The organism is Salipiger bermudensis, from assembly GCF_020171625.1.
Classification (GTDB): Bacteria; Pseudomonadota; Alphaproteobacteria; order Rhodobacterales; family Rhodobacteraceae; genus Salipiger; species Salipiger bermudensis_B.
This window is the reverse complement of sequence record NZ_JAIUZY010000001.1, coordinates 688571-709821: the sequence shown is the minus strand read 5'-3', so window position 1 is coordinate 709821 and position 21251 is coordinate 688571. Positions and strand designations below refer to the sequence as shown.

Annotated in this window: 17 protein-coding genes; 13 read left to right on the top strand and 4 right to left on the bottom strand. The window is 67.2% G+C overall.

Annotation, left to right across the window (positions count from 1 at the left end; all coding sequences use genetic code 11):
- Nucleotides 1–64 precede the first annotated feature (64 nt).
- From LCM15_RS03385 to LCM15_RS03375, 3 genes are all read right to left on the bottom strand, one after another.
- Entirely contained in the window at nt 65–1069 is a 1005-nt protein-coding gene (locus tag LCM15_RS03385) for an ABC transporter permease (RefSeq protein WP_224852995.1), read from the bottom strand.
- Nucleotides 1062–2099: an ABC transporter permease gene (locus tag LCM15_RS03380; protein ID WP_224852993.1), complete on the bottom strand. Its 1038-nt coding sequence runs from the start codon at nt 2097–2099 to the stop codon at nt 1062–1064. Before LCM15_RS03380 ends, LCM15_RS03385 begins: the two co-directional genes overlap by 8 nt.
- A gap of 278 nt (nt 2100–2377) precedes the next feature.
- Nucleotides 2378–4084, bottom strand: coding sequence for a peptide ABC transporter substrate-binding protein (locus tag LCM15_RS03375; RefSeq protein ID WP_224852991.1), 1707 nt, complete (start codon nt 4082–4084; stop codon nt 2378–2380).
- 245 nt (nt 4085–4329) lie between these two features.
- Between LCM15_RS03375 and LCM15_RS03370 the strand changes: the two genes are divergently transcribed.
- From LCM15_RS03370 to LCM15_RS03350, 5 genes are all read left to right on the top strand, one after another.
- A complete protein-coding gene (locus LCM15_RS03370; protein ID WP_224852989.1) occupies nt 4330–6150 on the top strand; it encodes an ABC transporter ATP-binding protein in 1821 nt (606 codons plus the stop codon).
- 79 nt (nt 6151–6229) lie between these two features.
- Nucleotides 6230–7024, top strand: a complete 795-nt coding sequence (locus LCM15_RS03365; RefSeq protein WP_224852987.1) for an aldolase — start codon at nt 6230–6232, stop codon at nt 7022–7024.
- A 214-nt stretch (nt 7025–7238) separates the two neighbouring features.
- Nucleotides 7239–8405: an acetylornithine deacetylase gene (gene argE / locus LCM15_RS03360; RefSeq protein ID WP_224852985.1), complete on the top strand. Its 1167-nt coding sequence runs from the start codon at nt 7239–7241 to the stop codon at nt 8403–8405.
- Nucleotides 8402–9751: an NAD(P)/FAD-dependent oxidoreductase gene (locus LCM15_RS03355; RefSeq protein ID WP_224852983.1), complete on the top strand. Its 1350-nt coding sequence runs from the start codon at nt 8402–8404 to the stop codon at nt 9749–9751. The genes argE and LCM15_RS03355 overlap by 4 nt, the downstream gene beginning before the upstream one ends.
- 208 nt (nt 9752–9959) lie before the next feature.
- Nucleotides 9960–11126 (top strand): M20 aminoacylase family protein, encoded by a 1167-nt coding sequence (locus tag LCM15_RS03350; protein ID WP_224852981.1) that lies wholly within the window; start codon nt 9960–9962, stop codon nt 11124–11126.
- 135 nt (nt 11127–11261) lie between these two features.
- Here LCM15_RS03350 and LCM15_RS03345 read toward each other — a convergent pair whose 3' ends face one another.
- Nucleotides 11262–11468, bottom strand: coding sequence for a cold-shock protein (locus LCM15_RS03345; protein ID WP_224852979.1), 207 nt, complete (start codon nt 11466–11468; stop codon nt 11262–11264).
- Nucleotides 11469–12073: 605 nt separating this feature from the next.
- Here LCM15_RS03345 and LCM15_RS03340 point away from each other — a divergent pair.
- The 8 genes from LCM15_RS03340 to LCM15_RS03305 all read left to right on the top strand — a co-directional run bounded on the left by LCM15_RS03340 (nt 12074) and on the right by LCM15_RS03305 (nt 21241).
- Nucleotides 12074–12874 carry a glycosyl transferase gene (locus LCM15_RS03340; RefSeq protein ID WP_224852977.1) on the top strand — a complete coding sequence of 267 codons (801 nt, stop codon included), beginning with the start codon at nt 12074–12076 and terminating at the stop codon, nt 12872–12874.
- A gap of 82 nt (nt 12875–12956) precedes the next feature.
- Entirely contained in the window at nt 12957–14213 is a 1257-nt protein-coding gene (fabF, locus tag LCM15_RS03335) for a beta-ketoacyl-ACP synthase II (protein ID WP_224852975.1), read from the top strand.
- A gap of 1 nt (nt 14214) precedes the next feature.
- Nucleotides 14215–15375, top strand: a complete 1161-nt coding sequence (gene mltG, locus LCM15_RS03330) for an endolytic transglycosylase MltG (protein ID WP_224852973.1) — start codon at nt 14215–14217, stop codon at nt 15373–15375.
- Between the two features lie 629 nt (nt 15376–16004).
- The gene (locus LCM15_RS03325) at nt 16005–16385 is read left to right on the top strand and encodes a VOC family protein (RefSeq protein WP_224852971.1); all 381 of its coding nucleotides are present in this window, start codon (nt 16005–16007) and stop codon (nt 16383–16385) included.
- Between the two features lie 208 nt (nt 16386–16593).
- Nucleotides 16594–17973, top strand: a complete 1380-nt coding sequence (cysS, locus tag LCM15_RS03320) for a cysteine--tRNA ligase (RefSeq protein WP_224852969.1) — start codon at nt 16594–16596, stop codon at nt 17971–17973.
- Between the two features lie 115 nt (nt 17974–18088).
- Nucleotides 18089–19726, top strand: a complete 1638-nt coding sequence (gene cimA / locus LCM15_RS03315; RefSeq protein ID WP_224852967.1) for a citramalate synthase — start codon at nt 18089–18091, stop codon at nt 19724–19726.
- Nucleotides 19710–20426: a class I SAM-dependent methyltransferase gene (locus LCM15_RS03310; RefSeq protein ID WP_224852965.1), complete on the top strand. Its 717-nt coding sequence runs from the start codon at nt 19710–19712 to the stop codon at nt 20424–20426. Before cimA ends, LCM15_RS03310 begins: the two co-directional genes overlap by 17 nt.
- A gap of 38 nt (nt 20427–20464) precedes the next feature.
- Entirely contained in the window at nt 20465–21241 is a 777-nt protein-coding gene (locus LCM15_RS03305; protein ID WP_224852963.1) for a squalene/phytoene synthase family protein, read from the top strand.
- Nucleotides 21242–21251 lie beyond the last annotated feature (10 nt).

The following is a 21251-nucleotide window of genomic DNA, read 5'->3' as shown; positions in this document are numbered from 1 at the left end:
AGAGCGCATGCAAAAGGGGCGGGAGATGATCTCCCGCCCCTTTGCGCGTTTGTGATGTGCTGGCTCAGCGACCGCGGATGCGCGGGTCGAGCGCGTCGCGCAGGCCGTCGCCGAGATAGTTCACCCCCAGCACCGTCAGCGAGATCGCCACGCCGGGCAGCAGAACGCGCTCGGGGAAATCCTCCATCCGCGCCACCGCATCGGCCAGCATCTTGCCCCAGGTCGGGAAGTCCGATGGGAAGCCCACGCCGAGGAAGCTCAGCGCCGATTCCGTGATGATCGCGGTGGCAAGGCCCAGAGTGGCCGAGACCATGATCGGGGACAGCACGTTCGGCAGCAGGTGCCGCTTGATGATCTTGAACGGCTGGGTGCCGATCGAGCGCGCCGCGAGCACGAACTCGCGCTCCTTGATGGCGAGCACGTCGCCGCGCACGATGCGCGCCGTGGGCATCCACGAGGTGATGCCGACCACCGTCACGATCAGGATGAACATGCCGCCCTCGGGGCCGAAATTGGCGCGCAGTGGCTGCCGGAACAGCGTCACCGCGACCAGCAGCAGCGGCAGGATCGGCAGCGACAGGAACAGGTCGGTCAGGCGCATCAGCGGGCCGTCGAGCTTCTTGAAATACCCCGCCATCACGCCCACGCCGGTGCCGATTAGCAGCGACAGCAGCATCGCCGCCCAGCCCACCGCCATTGAGGCGCGGCCGCCGGCGATCAGCTGCGAGAGGTTGTCGCGGCCAAGCTGGTCGGACCCCAGCGGGTGGTTCCAGCCGACCTTGGCCTCGCTGTTCCACAGCGCGGTATAGATCGGGCGCATGTCCTTGTTGCGGATGTCGAGCGCCTGAGGATCGAGGGTCCAGAGGTAGGGGCCGATGAGCACGCCGAAGGTGATGAAGAAGAGGAAGAACGCCCCCATCATCGCGCCCTTGTGCTTGCGGAATTGCTCCCACACGTCGCGCCACTTGGAGCGCGGCGGGGCCATCGGGCCCTTGTCCTTCAGCGCCTCGATGGGCGCCACCCGTGCGCCTTCGGCGAGGATCAGGTCGTCTTGCGGGCTGTCAGTCATAGCGGATCCTCGGGTCGAGAAGGCCGTAGAGGATGTCGGCGATCAGGTTAAACATCACGATCAGGAACGCGAAGATGAAGGTCAGCGTCATGACCATGGGAAGGTCGTTGGCGAAGAGCGCCGTGATCAGCAGCTGGCCGATGCCGTTCACCTTGAACACGTTCTCGGTGATGATGGCGCCGCCGAAGATCGCCGGGACGCCGAGCGCAATCACCGTGATCACCGGGATCATCGAGTTGCGCAGCACGTGCACCATTACGACGACCGCTTCGCTCAGGCCCTTCGCGCGCGCGGTGCGCACGTAGTCCTGGTTGAGGTTGTCGAGCATCGAGGCGCGCATGTAGCGGCTGAGCTGGGCCGTGGTCTGCAGCGCCAGCACCATCACCGGCATGATCATCTGGCTGAGCTGGTACTTGAAGCTCTCCCAGTCGTTCACGACGTGGGTGGTGTCGTAGATCGACGGGAACCAGCCGAGATAGACCGAGAAGATCACGATCAGCAGCGGGCCGGTGAAGAAGGGCGGGATCGAGAAGCCGACCATGGTCACGAAGGTCCCGGCCTGATCGAAGGTCGAATACTGCCGGTAGGCCGAGTAGATCCCGATCGGCAGCGCGATCAGCACGCCCACCACGTAGGACAGGCCCACCACCCACAGCGTCTGCGGGATGCGCTGCAGCACGATGTCCATCACCGGCGAGCGGGTCTGCCACGAGATCACCCGCAGTTCCCCCTGGTAGAGGTTGGTGTCGGGCAGCCAGCCCAGCAGGAAGCTGTCGCGGGTCAGCCAGTCGATGAAGACCTTGGGCTCGGTCCAGAACACCTGCACCAGCCATTTCCAGTATTGCACCAGCGCGGGCTCTCCGACGCCGAGCGCCTCGCGCATCTTCTGCTTGACCTCGGGCGGCACCGTCAGCGGCACCTGCGCCATGGGGTCCCCCGGCGCGAGCTGCAGCAGCATGAAGATCACGAAGCTGATGAACAGCAGCGTGGGAACCGAAAGGACGAGGCGGCGGATCGCATAGGTCAGCATGGGCGGACCTCGCAGGCGGGGGCGCTGGCGCGGCGGCGCTGCGATAGCAGCGGCAGCGTCCGGCACCGGTCATGGATGCGAACTGTATGCGTCATGAATTCCGTGTCTTTGTTGTTGGGCCCGTGCAGCGGCGACGGCTGGCACCATGTAGCGACAGCGGCCGGGAAGGGGAACCGGCCGCGCAGGCCGAGATCGGGGCTCCCGAGAGGTGAGGTCACGAGCAGACCTTCCAGAAAGGGCACGCCCCCGCGCGGGGCGGGGGCGTGCGGATCACACGATCAGCCGTCGATGCGGTACCAGTCGGCCGCGTTCCAAAGCTCGCTGTCCCAGGTGTTCAGCACCACGCCGCCAAGCGTGTTGGAGTGCGCCGACACACGACCACGATCGACCAGGGGAACGATGGTCATCGTTTCCTTGGTGATGATGTCGTTGAGCTTCTTGGCGATCTCGCCGCGCTTGCTCAGCTCGCCGGTCTTGGCCAGCTCGTCGAGGAGGGCGTCGTACTCTTCGTTGCAGAAGCGGTTGATGTTCTCGCCCTGCCACTGCGAGGACGGCTTCGGCTCGTTGCCGCAGCGGTACATCTGTAGGTAGGACTGCGGGTCGGTGCCGTCGAAGTTGTTGGCGTACATCTCGACGTCCGCATAGAACTTCTGGAAGGTGTCGGGCGAGCCCGGGTCACCGCCGAAGAACACCGACGAGTCGACGTTGCGCAGCTCGGTCTCGACGCCGATCTGGTTCCACCAGTCCTTGATCAGGGCCTGGAAGTCCTGACGCACGGCGTTGGTCGACGACTGGTAGAGCAGCGACAGCTTCATGCCGTCCTTCTCGCGGATGCCGTCACCATCGCTGTCGGTCCAGCCGGCTTCCTCGAGCAGCGCCTTGGCGCCTTCGAGGTCCTGCGTCAGGCACTCGGTGTTGTCCGAGGCGTAAAGCTCGGGCGCGGGCACGAGGTTGCAGGTCGCGCGGCCGGCCTGACCATAGCCGATCTCGGTCAGCAGGTTACGGTCGATGGCCATCGACAGCGCCTTGCGCACGTTGAAGTCGGACAGGATCGGGTGCGGATGCGCGACGGTCGAGCGCTCGCCTTCCGGCAGGTCCGGCGACGGATCGGTCATGTTCATCTCGAGGCGCTCGACAAGGGTGCCGAAGGCCGAGACCGGGGTGCCCTGACCGCCTTCGGCCATCGAGGCGAGGACGTCGGGGGCAAGCTGCAGGTTCCAGGCGTAGTCGTACTCGCCGGTCTGCAGGACGGCGCGTGCGGCCGCCTCTGCGTCGCCGCCGCCTTTCAGCGTCGCGGTCGCGAAGGCGGGCTTTGCCGGGTCACGGTAGTTGGGGTTGGCCGAGAGCGAGATCACGTCGTTCGGCTTGAACTCGTCGACCACGAAGGGGCCGGTGCCGATCGGGTTGAAGTTGGCCTCGGTGCAGGTCGACGCGGCAGCGCCGGTGCAGTTCTCGAACTGCGCCTTCTGCAGGATCGGGGACTGGCCACCCATGAAGGGGCCGTAGGGGTTCGGCATCGGCTCGTCGAAGTTCACCACGACGGTCAGATCGTCGGGGGTGTCGATCGAGGAGATATGGTCGAACTTGGCAAGCTGCGCGCAGCCGCCTTCGGGATCCATGCAGTAATCGGCGGTGAACTTCACGTCGGCCGAGGTCACCGGGGTGCCGTCGGACCACACCAGGCCTTCCTTCAGCTTCCAGGTGATCGACTTGAGATCCTCGGAAACGCCGCCGTTCTCGACGGTGGGGATCTCTTCGGCAAGGTAGGGCACCAGCTCGCCGGTTTCGGTGTAGCGGCCCAGCGGCTCGAGCACGAGCGACGAGGCTTCGATGTCCTTGGTGCCGCTCGACAGGTAGGGCGTCATGATCGACGGCGCCTGCCAATAGATGATGTTGACGTGACCGTCCTCGCCGCGCTCGGCGAAGGCTGCGGGGGCAAGCGCACCGGTGGCGACAGCCCCTAGCAATAGGGTCTTGAGCGTCATTGTCTTCTCCTCGTTGGACGCCGGCGCTTTGGCCGGCTTTTTGGTTTTTTCTGAAAGCGGAGTCCGTTTCGACACCAACGTCCGTCGCCGGTCGCTGGAGGTCGCGTCCATCCCGATCATGCCCGGTATCGAAAACAGAACGACGCAAAAATGCAAGCACTGCCTTGGCGGAACCTGTGCGCAGGGTTTGACACCGTCCAAAACCTGCCCTTAGCTTTGGCATCCGCCATCTCAGGAGAATTTGGATGCTCGACAACGCCATCGCCCGGATCGAGAAACTTCGGGTCGAATTTGAGACAAAAGACGGCACTGTTGCGGGCGTCGAGGACGTGAGTTTCGACATCGGACCGGGCGAAACCGTCTGCATCGTCGGCGAGTCGGGCTCGGGAAAATCGGTTTCGTCGCTCTCTTTGATGCGTCTGATCGAGTTTGGTGGCGGCGAAATTGCCAACGGTCGCCTAATTTTTGATCGCAAGGACGGGGGCGAGCTCGATTTGGCCGCGGCCGATCAGGATCTGATGCGCGACATCCGCGGCAACGAGATCGGCATGATCTTCCAGGAGCCGATGACCGCGCTGAACCCGGTCTTCACCATCGAGCGCCAGCTCACCGAAGGGCTGCGCGTTCACCGCGACATGAACAAGGAACAGGCGCAGGCGCGGGCGCTCGAGCTGATGCAGCAGGTGCGCATCCCCGAGCCGGAACGCCGGCTCAAGCAGTATCCGCACGAGCTTTCGGGGGGGATGCGTCAGCGCGTGGTGATCGCCATGGCGCTGGCCTGCAAGCCGCGCCTGCTGATCGCGGACGAGCCCACCACCGCGCTCGACGTGACCATCCAGGCCGAGATTCTTGCCCTTATGGACCGGCTAAAGCGCGAAACCGGCACCGCGGTGATGTTCATCACCCACGACATGGCGGTAGTCGCGCAGATGGCTGACCGCGTGGTGGTGATGTTCCGCGGCAGGAAGGTCGAGGAAGGCACCGTCGAAGAGATCTTCGAGACCCCGCAGCACCCCTATACCAAGGCGCTGCTCGCCGCCGTGCCGAAGCTGGGCGAGATGACGGGCAAGCCGCTGCCCGAGCCGATGAAACTGCTCGGCCACGAACAGGACGAGATCAAACCCATCGCCGGCACCGATCAGCCTCTTCTCAAGGTTGAAAACCTCACGACGCGGTTCGCGGTGAAGGGCGGGTTTTTCCGCCGGACTGTGGCAAATGTACATGCAGTCGAGGACCTTAGCTTCACCCTGAACAAGGGGCAGACGCTCAGCCTCGTGGGCGAATCGGGCTGCGGCAAGTCGACGGCGGGGCGCTCGATCCTGCGACTGGTCGAGCCGCTGCGCGGTCGGATCTCGCTCGACGGGGTCGATGTGATGGGGCTCGGCCCCAACAAGCTGCGCGACGAGCGCCGCCAGATGCAGATGATCTTTCAGGATCCCTTCGCCTCTCTGAACCCGCAGATGCAGCTGGCCGAGCAGGTCGCCGAGCCGATGCGCAACTTTGGTAGCCACGCCGGCGCCGAGATCATGGATCGCGTCGAGATGCTGTTCGATCGCGTCGAGCTGCCGCGCAGCTTCATGCGCCGCTACCCGCACGAGCTTTCGGGGGGCCAGCGGCAGCGCATCGCCATCGCCCGCGCCTTGGCGCTCAACCCCAAGCTCATCGTCGCCGACGAGGCGGTCTCGGCGCTCGACGTCTCGGTGCAGGCGCAGGTGGTCAACCTGATGATGGAGCTGCAGGCCGAGCTGGGCCTGTCCTATCTCTTCATCAGCCACGACATGGCGGTGGTCGAGCGCGTGAGTCACAATGTCGGGGTCATGTATCTTGGCCGCATCGTCGAGATCGGGCCGCGCGCGGCGGTGTTCGAGAACCCGCAGCACCCCTACACGCAGGCCCTGATGAAGGCGGTCCCGGTGGCCGATCCGCACCGGCGCAAGTCCGAGAAGGACCTCAATTTCAAGCCGATCCCGTCGCCCATCCACCCGGTCGGCTACGAGCCCGAGCCCAACACCTATCGCGAGGTGTCGCCCGGGCACCTCGTGCTCACCTCCGACAGCGGCTACTGACCCGGTCGCGCCGGCGCGGCCTCGCGGCAGCGGGGCCCGTGGTCCGGCGCGACGGCACACTGAACTGACAGGACGATCCATGGCCCACAGCCTCGGCACCGCGCCCCGCGCCGCCCCCGCGCTCAGCAACCGGCCCGACCTCGCCACCGACGCGATCCGCACGGCGCGCGAGGATCTTGCCGCCTGTTTCCGCATGGCGGCGCGCTACGGTTTCGAGGAAGGCATCTGCAACCACTTCTCCGCCGTGGTGCCGGGGCATGACGACCTGTTCCTCGTGAACCCCTACGGCTTTGCCTTCCGCGAGATCACCGCCTCGTCGCTGCTGATCTGCGATTTCGAGGGCAACGTGGTCGAGGGCGCGGGCGAGCCCGAGGCCACCGCCTTCTACATCCATGCCGAGATGCACCGCCGCCTGCCGCGCGCCAAGGTCGCTTTCCACACCCACATGCCCTACGCCACGGCGCTGTCGATGACCGAGGGCGACCCGCTGATCTGGGCCGGGCAGACCGCGCTCAAGTTCTATGGTCGGACCGCGGTGGACGAGAATTACAACGGCCTCGCGCTCGACAGTGCCGAAGGCGCGCGCATCGCGGCTGCCGTGGGCGATGCCGATATCGTCTTCATGAAGCATCACGGCGTCATGGTTCTCGCCCCGAGCATCGCCGAGGCGTGGGACGATCTCTATTACCTCGAACGCGCCGCCGAGGTGCAGACGCTGGCGATGTCCACGGGCCGCAAGGTGCTGCCGGTGCCGCATGACGTGGCGCAGGCCGCCTACGAGCAGATGCGCGAGGGCGACGAGGACTCCGCGCGCCTCCACCTCGCTTCGATCCGCCGTCAGCTCGACGCCGAAGAGCCGCAGTACCGGCACTGACCTCGGCACGCGGTGGTGTGGGCTGGCCGCACCCGTCCGTTACGGGCGGATGCGTCCGGCCCCGGGCGTTTCTCCCGGGATGTTCGGCCTCGCGCCGCCTCGAGCGCCGTGAAAGCGGGCAGGGCGCCCGCGGCGGGTCTGGCCTCGCCCGCGTCCCACTTGCCCGGGCCTCCCGGTCAGCGTAGGCCATTTGCAGACAAACGAAGGAGTCCCGATGCCGACCCGTCTTTCGCCCCGCGAGATCCTCGAGACGCTGGTGAGCTTTCCCACCGTCAGCCGCGACACCAATCTGCCGCTGATCGACTGGGTGGCGGACTACCTTGCCAGTCACGGCATCGACAGCCACCGCCACGCCAAACCTGCCGAGCCGGACCTCAAGGCGGCGCTTTTCGCCCATGTGGGCCCCGAGGTGGAGGGCGGCGTGATCCTCTCGGGCCATACCGACGTGGTGCCGGTGGACGGGCAGGCGTGGACCTCGGACCCGTGGGTGCTCACCGAGCGCGAGGGCAAGCTTTACGGGCGCGGCTCGACCGACATGAAGGGCTTCGACGCGCTGGCGATCTGGGCCATGGTCGAGGCAAAGCATCGCGGGGTCACGACGCCGCTGCAGATCGCCCTGAGCTATGACGAGGAGATCGGCTGCATGGGCGGCAAGGATGTGGCCGAGGCGATGCGTGCGGCGCTGCCCAAGGCCGCCTCGGTGATCGTCGGTGAGCCGACGGGGATGAAGGCGGTCACCGGCCACAAGGGCGGGATGACCTACTGGGTGCACGTGCATGGCGTCGAGGTGCACAGCTCGATTTTGCATACAGGCGTGTCGGCAATCATGTATGGCGCCAAGCTGATCGCCTGGGCCAACGAGGTGAACGCCGAGAACGCCGCTGCCACCCCCGGCAAGATCGCGGCCCTGTTCGAGCCGCCCTACACCAACCTGCATGTCGGCCAGATCCAGGGCGGCACGGCGCACAACATCACCGCCAAGGATTGCGCGTTCGGCTTCGGCTTCCGTGTGGTGCCGGGCGAAGACCCCAAGCACTGGGAGCGGCGGATGATGGATAAGGTGGCCGAGATCGAGGCGCAGATGCAGGCCGTCTGCCCCGAGGCGCGGATCGAGGTCGAAACGCTCTTCGAACTGCCGCCGCTGGTGCCCGTCGAGAGCAACAGCGCCGAGGAACTGGTGCGGCAGGTGACCGGCGACAACGGTGTCATGCAGGTCAGCTACGGCACCGAGGCCAGCCACTTTCAGGCGGCGGGCTATGATGCCGTGGTCTGCGGCCCCTCGGACATCGCCATCGCCCACAAGCCCGACGAGTATATCGAGATCGCCCAGCTCGACGCGGGGCAGGCCTTCATGGAGCGTCTGCTGGAGCGGCTGGCATGAGCGCGGTGTTTCCGTTCCGCGATGAGGGCCCGGTCGAGCATGACGGCCCGCTGCCCGACGCCTGCGATCTGGTGGTGATCGGCGGCGGGGTCATCGGCGTGTCGACAGCATTGTATGCGGCCCGTGCCGGGCTGTCGGTCGTACTGCTCGAAAAGGGCCGCGTTGCGGCCGAACAGAGCTCGCGCAACTGGGGCTGGATCCGGGTGCAGGGCCGCGATCTGGCCGAGATTCCGATCGCCCTCGAGGCACAACGTCTCTGGCGGGGGCTGGATCAGGAATGCGGCGGCAAGCTGGGGGTGCGGACGGTCGGTGTCAGCTACCTTGCGCGCTCCGAGAAAGACATGAAGGGATTCGCCGGTTGGCTCGACGAGGCCAGACCGCTTGGCGTGTCCTCGGAACTGCTCGACGCGGCGGCCACCAAGGCGCTCTTGGGCGCCGAGGACAGCCCGTGGGTGGGAGCGCTTCACACGCCGACCGACATGAAGGGCGAGCCGTGGGTCGCGGTGCCGGAGCTGGCGCGGCTCGCCGTGGCGAGCGGCGCGGTGATCCGCGAGCGCTGCGCAGTGCGCGGCCTCGACCTGCAGGGCGGCGAGGTGGCTGGCGTCGTCACCGAAACCGGCCGCATCCGCTGCGACCGTGTGGTGCTGGCGGGCGGCGCATGGTCCTCGCTCTTCCTGCGTCGCCACGGGGTGAAGATCCCGCAGCTTTCGGTGCGCTCGACCGCGATGGCCACCGAGCGCCTGCCGCAGGGCGTGAACAGCGCCGCCGTCGACGACAACCTGGCCTTCCGGCCGCGCGCAGATGGCGGCTATACCCTTGCGCCGGCGGGATTTTCCGAGCTCTTCATCGGACCCGACGCGTTTCGCGCGCTCCCGACCTACCTGCCTCTGGCGGTCTCCGGCGAGTTCGACGTCCGGCTCAGGACCCTCGCGCCGGCGGGCTATCCGGACGCGTGGGGCACGCCGCGGCGCTGGTCCGACGACGAGGAGACCCCGTTCGAGCGGATGCGCATCCTCTCGCCTGAACCGAACGCCGCCAAGGTGGCCGAGTGCCGCGCCCGCTTCGGCCAGCATTTCCCGCAGATGGGCGAGGCGCCCCTACAGGCGGCGTGGGCCGGCATGATCGACGTGTTGCCCGACGTGGTGCCGGTGGTCGACCGCTGCGCGGCGCTGCCGGGCCTGACCGTGGTGACCGGCATGTGCGGCCACGGCTTCGGCATCGGCCCGGCCTTCGGACGCATCGCGGTGGCGCTTGTGCAGGGCACCGACCCCGGCCATGACCTCGGCCGCTTCCGGCTGTCGCGGTTCTCGGACGGCTCGAAACTGGTCACCGGGCCCAATCTCTGAGCAGGTCGGACTGCGGATGTACCTCAGGCGGAACGTAAGGAGTGTTGTATAACCATTTGGCGTAATTAGGTAGTTTCGCTTAATTCAGCCGTCGTCTTCGACGCCGAACCGCCCGAGGCTCCGCCCCTCTGCCGCAGCCCGCTTGCAGGGCACGCCGCGTGGTGGCAGGGTCTTGGAAAATGATCAAATAACAGGGAGCTTCCCAAGAATGCCCGTCAAGAACCGCTTTGCCGAACTGCATCAGGACATCACCGCCTGGCGCCGTGACCTGCACGAGCACCCCGAGATCCTGTTCGACACCCACCGCACCTCGGGCATCGTGGCCGAGAAGCTGCGCGCGTTCGGCTGCGACGAGGTCGTCGAGGGCATCGGCCGCACTGGCGTGGTGGGCATCATCAAGGGCAAGAGTGACAGCTCGGGCAAGGTTATCGGCCTGCGTGCCGACATGGACGCGCTGCCGATCCACGAGGTGACCGGGCTCGACTATGCCTCCAAGACGCCCGGCGCCATGCACGCCTGTGGGCATGACGGCCACACCGCGATGCTGCTGGGGGCGGCGCAATATCTGAGCGAAACCCGTAACTTCGACGGCACTGTTGTGGTGATCTTTCAACCCGCGGAAGAGGGCGGCGGCGGCGGTCGAGAGATGTGCGAAGACGGCATGATGGCGCGCTGGAACATCCAGGAGGTCTATGGGATGCACAACTGGCCGGGGATGCCCGCGGGCAGCTTCGGCATTCGTCCGGGCGCGTTCTTCGCCGCCACCGACCAGTTCGAGGTCAACGTCAAAGGCAAGGGCGGCCACGGCGCCAAGCCGCATCAGGCCATCGACCCGCTGGTGACCGCGTCGCACATCGTCACCGCGCTGCAGAGCATCGTCAGCCGCAACTCCGATCCCGACGACCAGATGGTGATCTCGGTCACCGGCATCGAGAGCTCGTCGAAGGCGTTCAACGTGATTCCGGCGTCGGTGATGTTCCGCGGCACCATGCGCACCATGTCGAAAACCAACCGTGCGCTCGGCGAAGAGCGGTTCAAGGCGCTGGTCTCCGCCACCGCGACGGCCTTTGGCTGCGAGGCCGAGATCAAGTGGCTTCCGGGCTACCCGGCGATGGTCAACAGCGAGGCACAGACGGAATTTGCCGCCGACGTGGCCGAGGCGGTCTCGGGCGCCTGCGACCGCGAGGCGCCGATCACCATGGGCGGCGAGGATTTCGCCTACATGCTCGAGGAGCGCCCCGGCGCCTATATCCTCGTGGGCAATGGTGACAGCGCCGATGTTCACAACCCGGAATACAATTTCAACGACGAGGTGATCCCGGCGGGCTGCTCCTGGTGGGCGGAGATTGTCGAGCGCCGGATGCCGGCCGCCTGATCTTTATCGATGCGCCTTGCCCACGGCAGGGCGCGTCTGACCCGGCGCCGTGCTCTGCGGGGCGCAAACCTCAGGCACAAAAAAAACGCGGCCCTCCGAAGAGGACCGCGTTCTTTTTTCGCGTCGCTGCGCCGATTAGGCGAGGGCGAGGTTCGTCGCCGACTCGCGGCCGTCACGGCCAGCTTCGACGTCGTAGGTCACTTTCTGATCGTCCGACAGGCCGGTGAGGCCAGCGCGCTCGACAGCCGAGATGTGCACGAACACATCTTTGCCGCCTGCGTCAGGTGCGATGAAGCCGAAGCCTTTGGTGGTGTTGAACCATTTCACGGTGCCAGTAGCCATATCCGTGGTCTCCTCTAAGAATTCTACCCGCAGGATGCGGTAGCGCGGCAATGTCTTGTCCGGATCGATAGACTGAACGCCGTGTAAGGGAGACAGTGGTCGACATAGAAAAACGTAAGCCTCCTTTTCTTAGACTGCTTTCGCGCCAATGCCAATGCTTTATTCGACGCCGGCATGATCTTGCCGGGATGCGGGGTCGGCGGCCTCGGTTAGCGCGGTGGCCCGGCTGGCGGCTGGCATCGCCGATCTTCACGCGGTCTTCGCCCTGTCGCCTCCGTCGCGCGCTTGCGTTCTGCGATAGGGCCCCGACGCGGCCCTCGAGCGCTCTGCAGCCTTGCCGGAGCGGCCGAGAGTCTACACGTAGGGGCTGGGGCAGTGTCGGGCGCGGTCGCCTTGACGGTCCACGTGGCCGTCATCGCTGCCGCCTGCCTTCTCATTCTTGTGGCAGCGCGCCAACGAACGTCAGGGAACGGTCGACCTGACAAACGCGGTCAAGAAAGACGCGCCACCCGTCCGGCGGTGTTCTGCTCGGTCTTGGGCGCAACGGGATGGCACCGGCGCGAGGTTTCGGCTAAAGCGCGGGCAAACCCGTACAGGAGGGGTCCGTGACCGATCGCGCCAATATCATCTGTATCAAGTGGGGCACGCTCTACGGCCCGGAATACGTCAACCGGCTGTATTCCGGCGTGCGCCGCAACATGTCGCGTCCGGTCCGCTTCATGTGCATGACCGAACACGCCGAGGGGCTGCACCCGGATATCGAGGTGCTGCCGCTGCCGGTGGAGCCCTTCGCCGACCGCATGGCCTCGGCGCTCGCCGTCGCCAACCGTCAGGGCGCGATGCGCAAGGTCTCCCTGTTCCGGCCGGGGCTGGTGCCGGATCTCGAGGGGCCGGTCCTCGGCTTCGATATCGATGTGGTCATCACCGGCAGCCTTGACGAAATTCACGACATGGCCCCCGGCATGGTGGCGATGCGCCATGACTGGACCGAGAAGCGCAAGGGGCGTCCCACCGGGCATGGCTCGGTCTTCCGCTTCGACCCGGCGTTGCACGGATTCCTCTACGAAGACATCGCCGCGAACGCCTATCGCGAGGTCGAGGCTGCGCGCGGATCGGAGCAGCGCTACACCAGCCACAAGGCGATGGAGCGCGACTGTTTCAAATACATTCCAGAGCCTTGGGTGGTGTCGTTCAAGTATGACTGCAATCCCTTCCCGGGCAATTGGCTGCACGCGCCGCGGCTGCCCGAGGAGGCCCGCGTCGTCTGCTTTCACGGTCGGCCCAAGATGACCGACGCGCTCGAGGGCTGGACCGGCAGTTTCATCCGGCACTCCAAGCCCTGCGACTGGCTGCGCGAGCACTGGATCGAGCGGGCGAAGGCGGATCTCGGCCCGGACTGGGCCTGAACCGGCCTCATGCCCTTGCCGACGCCCCGGCGGGCGGGGTAAGAGCGTGGCCACGAAAAGAATTCTGAGGAAGGGGCAAGCAATGCGTCGCGTTGTGGTTACCGGGCTGGGGCTTGTGACGCCGCTGGCCGATGGTGTCGAAAAGAGCTGGGAACGGATTCTCGACGGTCAGTCGGGCGCCGGGCCGATCACCGGGTTCGATCCCGAGGGGCTGGCAACCACCTATGCCTGCGAAGTGCCGCTGGGCGAGGGTGAGGGTGAGTTCAACGCCAACACCTACATGGAGCCGAAGGAACAGCGCAAGGTCGACACCTTCATCCTCTTCGGTCTCGCAGCCGCCCAGCAGGCGGTCGAGGATTCCGGCTGGACCCCGACCGAGAAGGAAGATCTCGAGCGCACCGGCGTTCTGATCGGCTCGGGCATCGGTGGCCTCAACTCGATCGCCAACACCGCCGTGATGATGGAGCAGAAGGGCCCGCGCCGCGTGTCGCCGTTCTTCGTGCCCGGCGCGCTGATCAACCTGATCTCGGGTCAGGTGTCGATCAAGTACGGTTTCAAGGGCCCGAACCACTCGGTCGTCACGGCCTGCTCGACCGGCGCCCACGCCATCGGCGACGCGATGCGCCTGATCAAGTACGGCGATGCCGACGTGATGGTCGCCGGCGGCGCCGAGGCGGCGATCTGCAAGATCGGCATCGCGGGCTTCAACGCCTGCAAGGCGCTCTCGACCAAGCGCGCCGACGATCCGCAGAAGGCTTCGCGCCCCTATGATGCCGACCGCGACGGCTTTGTCATGGGCGAGGGCGCGGGCATCGTGGTGCTCGAGGAATACGAGCACGCCAAGGCCCGCGGCGCCAAGATCTATGCCGAGGTGCTGGGCTACGGCCTGTCGGGCGACGCCTACCACATCACCGCGCCCTCCGAGGATGGCGACGGCGCGCTGCGCTCGATGGGCGCGGCGCTGAAATCGGCGGGCCTCGAGCCGAGCCAGATCGACTACATCAACGCCCACGGCACCTCGACCATGGCCGACACGATCGAGCTTGGCGCGGTCGAGAAGCTGCTGGGCGAGCACGCCTCCAACGTGACCATGTCGTCGACCAAGTCGGCCACCGGCCACCTGCTGGGCGCCGCCGGGGCCATCGAGGCGATCTTCTCGATCCTCGCGATCCGCGATCAGGTCGCACCGCCGACCATCAACCTCGACAACCCGGCGGTCGAGACCCCGATCGACCTCGCCCCCAATGCCAAGCGCGCGCGCAAGGTGAGCTACGCGCTGTCGAACTCCTTCGGCTTCGGCGGCACCAACGCGAGCGTGATCTTCGGAAAGGTCGACTGACATGTGGCGAAACATCGCCTCCAACGCGTTGACCTTCCTGGTCGTGCTCGTCTTCCTCATGGGCGGCGTGCTGCTCTGGGCGCAGAACGAGTACGCCGCCGAGGGGCCGCTTGACGCGCCGATCTGCCTGCAGGTCCGCAGCGGCAGCAATTTCACCCGTGTCTCGGGCGATCTCGAGACGCAGGGGGCGATTTCGTCGGGCACGATCTTCCGGCTCGGGGCCCAGTACACCGACAAGACGAGCCAGCTGAAGGCCGGCTCGTTCCTCGTGCCCGAGCACGCCTCGATGACCGAGATCGTCGACATCGTCACCCGTGGCGGGGCGTCGACCTGCGGCACCGAGGTGGTCTACCGCATCGGCGTCAACAGCGCCGAGGTGCAGGTGCGCGAGCTCGACCCGGAAGCGGGCCGCTACGAGGCAGTGCTCGAGTTCGATCCGGCCGAGGATGCCCCCGTCGAATATGCCGCCTTCCGCGACGATGTCGGCACCCGCTTCCGTGTCGCACTGGCCGAGGGTGTGACGAGCTGGCAGGTGGTCCAGGAGCTTGGGCAGGTCGACATTCTCGAGGGCGAGGTGGCCGAGGTCCCGAGCGAGGGCAGCCTTGCACCGGACAGCTACGAGATCTCCAAGGGCGACAGCCGCGCGGCGCTGCTGCAGCGCATGGAGGAAGCGCAGGAGCTGATCCTCGAGGCGGCCTGGCAGAACCGGGCCGACGACCTTCCCTACGACGATCCGATCGAAGCTCTGACCATGGCATCGATCGTCGAGAAGGAGACCGGCGGCGCCGAAGAGCGTCCCTTGGTGGCAAGCGTCTTCGTCAACCGGCTCGAACGCGGGATGCGCCTGCAGACCGACCCCACGGTGATCTACGGCATCACCAACGGTCAGGGTGTGCTGGGCCGTGGCATCCGCCAGTCCGAGCTGCGCGCCGATACGCCCTACAACACCTACGTGATCGCGGGTTTGCCGCCGACGCCGATCGCCAACCCGGGCCGCGCCAGCATCGAGGCGGCGCTGAACCCGGAAGAGAGCGATTACCTCTACTTCGTGGCAAAGACCCTCGATCCGGCGGACGGGCATAATTTCGCAACCACGCTGGACGAGCACAACGCCAACGTGGCGGCCTATCGCCGCCTCGAGGCGGAGCGCGCCAACCAGTAAGGTAGGGCTGGGCGGATCTGCCCGGAGCCTCACCACACGACACCCAAGCGGGCGGGGCCGAAGCATCGGTCCCGCCCGTTTTCACATGGTACGGCTGGCGGCGGGGCCGGGCTTGCGAGACTGCGCACATGACACGGGATCGCAGCACCGCAATCGCCACGCTGGTGCTGGCCGACTTCGGGCGGCTCTGGGGTTTTTGCTGGGTGCCGGCGCGGGCGATGGTCGATCACGGGCCGCCGTGAGCGCGGGGCATGGTGCTGGCCACGGCGACGGATTAGGTCTGCGGGTCCGCCCGCTGGAAACCGGGGCACAGGTGGGAGCTGTCTCTGGCGGCGCTGGCGTGGGCCTACGCGCGGCGAGATCCGGCGCGGGTCAGGATACTGATGCAGAGCGAGCGCATCGTGGGCGGCTCTGTCGGGCGAGCATCTGGTCATGCTGCAGAGCATCGGCGGCGCGTCTTGAACTCTGGCCGGTGCGGCGCGCGCTGCGGCGGCGTTCGGGTGTCGGGGCTGGAGGAGCCTCGGGGCACGCAAGTGCGCGCAGCTGAAAGAAACTTTCCGTTTGACCTCAACCGCACTCGAGGTCGGATCCTGCCTGCCATCAGATCAAGAGGCAGCAAGGAGCCCGACATGACCGCCCGACTTGAACACGTGAACATCGCCGTCCCCGACCCCGACGCCACCGCCGGGCTGCTCTGCCAGCTGTTCGGCTGGCACATTCGCTGGCAGGGGCCTGCCATCGGCGACGGCTGGTCGGTGCATGTGGGCGGCGAGGACGACTACCTCGCGCTCTATCGCCCCGCCGACACGCGCCTCACCGACCCCGAGCGCTACGTGCGGCAGGGTGGGCTCAACCATATCGGGTTGGTGGTCGACGATCTCGACGCCACCGAGTCGCGGGTGAAGGCGGCGGGCTTCGCGCCGCACAGCCATGCCGATTACGAGCCCGGACGGCGCTTCTATTTCGACGGCCCCGACGGGGTGGAATACGAGGTGGTGAGCTACGCCTGAGCCCGGCCTGTAGCAGCCAAGGCGCGCGTCCGGCGGAAAGGCTGGACGCGCGCCGCGCTTCGGCGTATCACCGGGCCATGACCAAGCAAGCACACCTCATTCGGATCTGCTGCATTACCTGCTGATATCTTCGGCGGGCCGGTCTTCTATTCCAATCCAGAAATGAAGTTGCTACTCCCGCCGCGATCTTCGTGCGAAGGAGCGCGCCATGGACGTCCCTATCTGGCTGACCAATTCCCGGACCCGGAAGAAGGAGCTCTTCGAGCCCATCGACCCGGACAACGTGCGGATCTATGTCTGCGGCCCGACGGTCTATGACCGCGCGCATCTTGGCAACGCGCGCCCGGCCATCGTCTTCGACGTGCTGTTCCGGCTGATGCGGCAGGTCTACGGGGCGGAGCAGGTGACCTACGTGCGCAACTTCACGGACGTGGACGACAAGATCAACGCCCGCGCCAAGGCCAGCGGGCGCAGCATCGGCGAGATCACCGCCGAGACCACGCAGTGGTATCTCGACGACATGGCGGCGGTGGGCGTGATGGAGCCCACCCACATGCCACGCGCCACCGAGTTCATCGGCCAGATGATCGCGATGATCGCCGACCTGATCGACAAGGGCCACGCCTACGAGGCGGAGGGCCACGTGCTGTTCGCGGTCGAGAGCTACAAGGCCTATGGTGGGCTCTCGGGCCGCTCGGTCGACGACATGATCGCCGGTGCCCGGGTCGAGGTCGCGCCCTACAAGCGCAACCCGATGGATTTCGTGCTGTGGAAGCCCTCCGAGCCCGAACTGCCGGGCTGGGACAGCCCGTGGGGCCGGGGCCGTCCGGGCTGGCATATCGAGTGCTCGGCGATGAGCTATGAGCTTCTGGGCGCGAGCTTCGACATCCACGGCGGCGGCAACGACCTGATGTTCCCGCACCACGAGAACGAGATCGCCCAGAGCTGCTGCGCCCATCCCGAGGGCGGCTTCGCCAAGGTCTGGCTGCACAACGAGATGCTGCAGGTCGAGGGCAAGAAGATGTCCAAGTCCCTGGGCAACTTCTTCACCGTGCATGACCTGCTCGAGGGCCATGACGGGCAGGCCGGCGTGCCGGGCGAGGTGATCCGCTTCGTGATGCTCTCGACGCATTACCGCAAGCCGATGGACTGGACCTCTGAGAAGGCCCGCGAGGCTGAGGCCACGCTGCGCAAGTGGCGCGGCATGGTCGCGGATGTCGAGCCGGGCGCGGTGCCGGAGAGCGTGCTGGCGGTGCTGGCGGATGACCTCAACACCGCGGGGGCCATCGCGGAGCTGCACAAGCTGGCCTCTGGTGGCGATCTGGCCGGGCTGAAGGCCGGGGCCGGGCTGCTGGGACTGCTGACGCCCGAAATGGGGGGCTGGGCCGAGGTCTCGGTGGATCTCTCGGCGCTGGCCGACAGGCTCGCGGCGGTGCGGGCCGCGGCGATGGAGAGCAAGGATTTCTCCGAGGTCGACCGGATGAAGGCGGCGCTCGTCGAGGCCGGGGTCGAGGTCCGCATGTCGAAGGCCGGGGTGGAGCTTCTGCCCGGGGCCGGGTTCGATGCGGCCAAGCTGGAGGGGCTGTGATGACCTCTGATGCATGGGCCTGTGAAAGGCGCGGGAGGGGGGCTGTCTGCCCCCCGCTCGGGCAAGCCGAGCCCCCCCGAGGATATTTCGAGCCAGAAGAAGCAGGGGCGCGGTGATGGCGGAGAAGCTGTATCTTTACGACACCACGCTGCGCGACGGGCAGCAGACGCAGGGCGTGCAGTTCTCGACCGCCGAGAAGCTGCGCATCGCTGCGGCGCTGGATGATCTGGGCGTGGACTACATCGAGGGCGGCTGGCCCGGGGCGAACCCGACGGATTCGGCCTTCTTCGACGAGGTCGGCGCGACGCGGGCGGTGCTGACCGCCTTCGGCATGACCAAGCGGGCCGGGCGCTCGGCGGAGAATGACGACGTTCTGGCGGCGGTGCTGAACGCCGGCACGCAGTCGGTCTGCCTTGTCGGCAAGACGCATGATTACCACGTCACCGCGGCGCTGGGGATCGGCCTCGACGAGAATGTCGAGAACATCCGCGCCTCGGTGGCGCATATCGTCCGGCAGGGCCGCGAAGCGCTGTTCGACGCGGAGCATTTCTTCGACGGCTGGAAGGCCAACCCGGACTATGCGCTCTCGTGCCTGCGCGCGGCGCTCGAGGCCGGGGCGCGCTGGATCGTGCTCTGCGACACCAATGGCGGCACGCTGCCGCACGAGGCGCATGGCATCGTGCGCGCGGTGATCGAAGGCGGCATCCCCGGCGACCGGCTGGGGATCCACACCCACAACGACACCGAGACCGCTGTGGCCACGACGCTGGCGGCGGTAGATGCCGGGGTGCGCCAGATCCAGGGCACGCTCAACGGCCTCGGCGAGCGCTGCGGCAATGCCAACCTCACCTCGCTCATCCCGACTCTGCTGCTGAAAGAGCCCTATGCCAGCGCCTATCAGATCGGCGTCAGCCGCGAGGGGCTGGAACGGCTGACCCAGACCAGCCGGATGCTGGACGAAATCCTCAACCGCGTGCCGATGCGGCAGGCGCCCTACGTCGGCTCCTCGGCCTTTGCCCATAAGGCGGGGTTGCACGCCAGCGCGATCCTGAAGGACCCCTCGACCTACGAGCATATCGAGCCCGGGCAGGTCGGCAATCGCCGGGTGATCCCGATGTCGAACCAGGCCGGGCAGTCGAACCTGCGCCGGCGCCTGGCCGAGGCCGGGCTCGAGGTCGAGAAGGGCGATCCGGCGCTGGCCCGCATCCTCGAGCGGATCAAGACGCAGGAGGCCGAGGGCTACACCTACGACACCGCGCAGGCGAGCTTCGAGATGCTCGCGCGCGAAGAGCTGGGCCGGTGCCCGGATTTCTTCGAGGTCAAGCGCTACCGGGTCACCATCGAGCGGCGCAAGAACAAGTACGACCAGATGGTGTCGCTCTCGGAAGCGGTGGTGGTCGTGAAGGTCGACGGCGAGAAGAAGCTCTCGGTCTCGGACAGCCTCGACAATGCCGGCTTCGACCGCGGTCCCGTCAACGCGCTGGCCAAGGCGCTGGCCAAGGATCTGGGGCCGTACCAGGCGGTGATCGACGACATGCGGCTGGTGGATTTCAAGGTGCGCATCACACAGGGCGGCACCGAGGCGGTGACGCGGGTCATCATCGACAGCCAGGACGGCTCGGGGCGGCGCTGGCAGACCGTTGGGGTCAGCGCCAACATAGTGGACGCGTCCTTCGAGGCGCTGCTCGACGCGGTGCGCTGGAAGCTCATCCGCGATTGTGGGGAGGACGGGCGCGATGGAACTGCCGCCTGAGTTTCTGACGCTTTACAGCCGGCTCGACCGGCAGGGCCCCGGCACGCCCGAAGATGTGCTCTGGGCGCTTGGCCGGCTTGGCCTCTCGGGGGAGCTGCGGGTCTGCGATGCGGGCTGCGGCACCGGGGCGGACACGGTGACGCTGGCGCGGGCGCTGCCCGAGGCGCAGGTCGTCGGGATCGACGCGGTGCCGGCCTTCATCGAGGCCGGGCAGGCGCGGCTGGGGGATCTGCCCAATGCCAGCCTGCAGGTGGGCGACATGGCCGAGCTCGAGGGGCCGTACGACCTGATCTGGTCGGCGGGCGCGATCTATTTCCTCGGCGTGACCGAGGGGCTGCAGGCCTGGCGCGGCGCGCTGGCTCCGGGCGGGGTCGTGGCCTTCTCGCAGGGCGTGTTCCTCGGGGATGACGAGCCGCAGGCGGTGCGGGACTTCTGGATCGCCGAACCGGCGCTTCCCGATCGTGAGGGGCTGCGGGCTCAGGTGGCCGAGGCCGGCTTCGAGGTGCTCGACACGCGGCTGCTCATCGGCGCGCCGTGGCAGGCCTATTACGAGGGGCTGACGCGCGAGATCGCGGCCCTGCGCGACGACGCCACCCCGGCGATGACGGCGGTGCTCGACGCCTGCGCGCAGGAGGTCGCGCTCTGGCGGCAGGCGCCGGAGCGCATCGCCTACGAGCTGGTGCTGGCGCGGCCCGACTGAGCCTTTCCTTTCCGGCCCGTGCGGCCTAGGTGAGCGGCATGGACTTCGATGACGATCTCACCGCCTGCGCCCGGCTCGTCGAGCGCGGCGACCCCGACCGCTTCGCCGCCGCGATGGCGGCACCGGTCGGGGCGCGGGCCGTGCTGTTCCCGCTCTATGCCTTCAATCTCGAGGTGGCGCGCGCGCCGTGGGTCACGCAGGAGAGCATGATCGCGGAGATGCGCCTGCAGTGGTGGCGCGACGCGCTCGAGGAAATCCGCAAGGCCGGCACGGTGCGGCGCCACGAGGTGGTGACGCCGCTGGCCCGGGTGCTGGACCCCGAGAGTGCTGCGCGGCTCGACCGGCTGGTGGGGGCGCGGCGCTGGGATATCTACCGCGATGCCTTCGAGGATGAGGCCCATTTCACCCGCTATCTCGAGGAGACCTCGGGCGAGCTGGTGCTGGCGGCGGGGCGCGCGCTCGGGGCGATGCCCGAGGCGGTGGCGCTCGATCTGGGCTACGCGGCGGGGCTGGCGCAGTTCCTGCGCGCCGTGCCGGAGCTCGAAGCGAAGGGGCGGGTGCCGCTGGTCGACGGGCGCCCTGAGGCGGTCGTCGCGCTGGCGCAGGGCGGTCTCGAGCGGCTGGAGCGCGCCCGGACGCGGCTTGGCGAGGTCGACCGGCCCGCGCGGGCTGCGCTGCTCGCGGGCTGGCAGGCCGGGCCGCTGCTGAAGCAGGCCGCACAGGAGCCGCAGCGGGTGGCCGAGGGCACGCTCCAGCTGTCGGAGTTCCGCCGACGCACCGGCCTCATGCGCGCGGCGCTGACCGGGCGGGTCTGAGCCGGCGCGC